Source organism: Cyanobacteriota bacterium (genome assembly GCA_025054735.1).
GTDB lineage: Bacteria > Cyanobacteriota > Cyanobacteriia > SKYG9 > SKYG9 > SKYG9.
On sequence record JANWZG010000404.1, the window covers coordinates 1 to 3545 of the forward strand.

General features: G+C 49.1%; 3 protein-coding genes. 1 reads left to right on the forward strand and 2 read right to left on the reverse strand.

The features are described 5' to 3' along the window. Window positions 1–28: 28 nt before the first annotated feature. Both NZ772_15850 and hemH read right to left on the reverse strand, forming a co-directional pair. Window positions 29–724, reverse strand: a complete 696-nt coding sequence (locus NZ772_15850) for an NUDIX hydrolase (protein ID MCS6815029.1) — start codon at window positions 722–724, stop codon at window positions 29–31. A gap of 8 nt (window positions 725–732) precedes the next feature. After that, the gene (gene hemH / locus NZ772_15855) at window positions 733–1896 is read right to left on the reverse strand and encodes a ferrochelatase (GenBank protein MCS6815030.1); all 1164 of its coding nucleotides are present in this window, start codon (window positions 1894–1896) and stop codon (window positions 733–735) included. A 159-nt stretch (window positions 1897–2055) separates the two neighbouring features. On the opposite strand from hemH, the gene NZ772_15860 reads away from it, so the two are divergent. After that, the gene (locus NZ772_15860; protein MCS6815031.1) at window positions 2056–3237 is read left to right on the forward strand and encodes a site-specific integrase; all 1182 of its coding nucleotides are present in this window, start codon (window positions 2056–2058) and stop codon (window positions 3235–3237) included. The last annotated feature ends 308 nt before the right edge of the window (window positions 3238–3545 follow it).

Sequence of the window (3545 nt, forward strand, 5' to 3'; positions counted from 1 at the left end):
TCTTGGCAGAGGCTGTGAATAATTTCGGTCAGATTTCAAAGTTAAAGCCTTGGGTTTTGAGGTAGCGATATTTTTCCTCGTCAAACTCGTGTAGGCGAGCAGCCCGGTGGGGCACATTCTGCTGCGTTTCGTCTAGCTCATGAAGCAGATCCATACTGAGGATTTTTTTGCGGAAGTTGCGCTTATCGAGCGGCCTCCCCAAAACCGTCTCGTATAGCGTTTGTAGCTGAAACAGCGTAAATTTCTTAGGTAACAGCTCAAAGCCGATCGGTTCGTAGCGCACTTTGGCCTTTAGACGTGTCAGTGCTGTGGTCAAAATCTTCTCATGATCGAAAGCAAGGACAGGCAAGGTATTGACAGAAAACCAAGCGGCATTACTAGCATCTGTGGCGGCTCGAATTTGGTGATCGTTAATATTGACCAATGCATAATAAGCTACACTAACCACCCGTTCACGAGGATCCCGATCCAAATCCCCAAAGGTGTATAGCTGTTCTAAAAACACTTGAGTGATACCTGTTTCTTCTCGCAGTTCACGCAGGGCGGCTGCTTCCAAGGTTTCTTCTAACCGTACAAAGCCACCCGGCAAAGCCCATCGACCCTCAAATGGTGGCAAGCGCCGCTGTATAAGGGCGACCTGTAGGTCTTTTTGGTCTAGATGAAACCCGAATACAACGCAGTCAACGGTAAGGCTAGGTCGAGGATATTGATAGGTGTAGGGCATTCCAATGGCTACAACAACCCAACAAAGTGTAGTGGTCCCTTGCCGCTAATTAACTCAATGACCAACACTAAAAAGCCTACCATTGCTAAACGGCCATTCCACACTTCAGCCGTTGTGGTCATGCCCCATTGCCAACGTTCTTGAGGATAGATCTTCACTGGTTTTTGGACTTCTGTAACTTGCGAAAGTTTGACACTAGGGGCATTCAACGCTTCTAGCACCTGATCGGCTAAGTCGTTGATGAAGCCTGCATGGGTATTCAGGGCTGGCACACGGTTAAAGTTTTGAATGCCATGCTCCGCGGCTAACTTTCGATATTCAATATCAATTTCTTGCAGCGTTTCGATGTGCTCTGACACAAAGCTGATGGGAACTACCAGCAGGCTAGACACACCTTGGGCGGCTAACTGCGCGATCGCGTCTTCGGTGTAGGGTTGCAGCCATTCCACCGGGCCAACTCGGCTCTGATAGGCCAATGTATAGGCGTTAGGACGGTTTAGTGTGCGCATAACCAGTTCAGTACATTCTTCAATCTGGCGTTGATAGGGGTCACCAGCTTCTGTTACGTAGCTAACAGGCACTCCATGGGCGCTAAAGAAGATGTGCACCTCATCGGGATTTGGCAACTTATCTAGCTCTTGACGAATAAGGTCAGCCATAGCCTGGAGATAGCCCGGACGATTGTGCCACGAGGGAATTACTGTATGTTCAATCCGAGCAAGACTAGGATCCTCTTGCCAAATCCGCTCTAGCAAGCGGAAACTAGAACCACTGGTGCTAATCGAATAATGGGGATAGAGGGGAAGAATCACCAACTGGTCAATACCGTCGCGCTTAATCCGTACGATCGCTTCCTCAGTGAATGGGTGCCAATAGCGCATACCTACGTACACCCGCACATCCTCTCCCTTTTGTAACAAGCAATTACGGAGAGCAATGGCCTGTTCTTCGGTAATTCGTCGCAGTGGCGAGCCGCCTCCAATTTGCCGATAGTTCTCAGCCGACTTACGGGCGCGACTTGTAGAGATTAGCCATGCTAGGGGCTTTTGCATCCAAGGAAATGGTAGGCGAATAATTTCTGGATCAGAAAATAGGTTATAGAGGAAGGGACGGACATCTTCCAAATGATCCGGCCCACCTAGATTCAGTAATAAAACTCCTTTACGCCCCATGGCAGCTATTAGTCCTCGTGTGTTAAGCACTATTAGATTTGTAACCTATTTTAACAATAAGTTCCATTAACACAGGAATAATGGATCACTGGTTTACAAGGTTTGAGTAACAGCTTATCTAGTCATTTAACTAGTTTGAGTTTATCCGCATAGCCCAGTATGACAACTGCTCTGCGATCCATAGACCAACAAATTCAAGCTATTAACCAGCGCATGAAGTCAGCCCAGATGGGACTAACCATCGAGCGCCGGGGCAAATCGTTGTGTTTACGGGGCATATTGCCACCGCGTCCCCATAGCACTCACGATCGTCCCCATCAACAGCGCTTAAGCCTCAATTTACCGGCAACAACGGCAGGGCTAAAACAAGCCGAACGCCAGATGAAAATTATTGCCGCTGAGTTGTTACAAGCGAGCTTTGACTGGAACAAGTATTTACGGCATGAGTCCCATAATCGCTTAGATGTGGCCACGTTGACCACAACCCTATTGGACTACGAGCGCTATTTTTATCAACAATCACGTCGAGCAAAAAATTTGGCCTCTACTCAAACCACGTGGGATACCGCCTACCTGCCCTACCTGCGAAAATTGCAAGCCGTGGTGCGCGATCGTCCCAAGTTGACCCTAGAGCAGGCGATCGTTGCTACCGTTCAATCCACACCAGCAGACTCTCGCAGTCGGCAAGCCTGTTGCACAGCCCTTGCTGATCTTGCTCAGTTTCTCCACCTTGACCTTACGATTGACCTGAAAACACTCCGAGGCTGCTATGGCAATAGCCGTACTAAACTGCGAGAACTGCCCAGCGATGATTTAATCGTGCACTGGTTTGACCAAATTCCCAACACCCAGTGGCAATTTGTCTACGGCATCATGGCTACCTATGGTCTCCGGAACCATGAAGTATTTTTTTGTGACTACACAGCGCTTCAACAGGGAGATCCAGAAGCTCCTATCTGTGTGCAAGATAGTACTAAGACGGGCTACCATGAAGTTTGGCCCTTTTATCCGGAATGGGTAGACCAATTTAATTTGCGCCAGATCCGACTACCTGCTGTCAATACCGATCTAACCCAAACCACGTTGCGTCGTATTGGACAATTGGTCACTAATCAGTTCCAACGGTATCATCTGCCCTTCTCACCCTATGACTTGCGCCATGCTTGGGCTGTACGCACTATTCACTTTGGCTTGCCTGATACTGTAGCTGCCCGGATGATGGGGCACTCGGTAGCTGTGCACACGCGCACCTATCACCAGTGGTTGACACGCCGTGATCAACAACAGGCGGTAAAGGCAGTCTTGAGTCGATCGCGCCCTAGGGCACCTAAGCCACAGTAAGGCAGGGCTATCCCAGAGCAACGTGGCTGCAGTCATAGACGACACGTAACAAACAGCGGCTGATTGTTACCCTGTGATCATAGGCTTGCTATGATGTCTCACCAGTTCTAGCTTGCAACGGCCAGCATTGGCTGGTTCACACACAGAGTTTAGGGACAATGCTGTGATGTCCATTGCTGACGTTTCCCTAGCCTACAGGTTTGACTACGGGGGAATTGGTATGACTAGAGCGTTTCCAAATTCATTGCAATCAGCAGGGGGTGGCTATGGCTAAACCGATCAGAGTCCGTGAATGGGAGCGTGCTCGG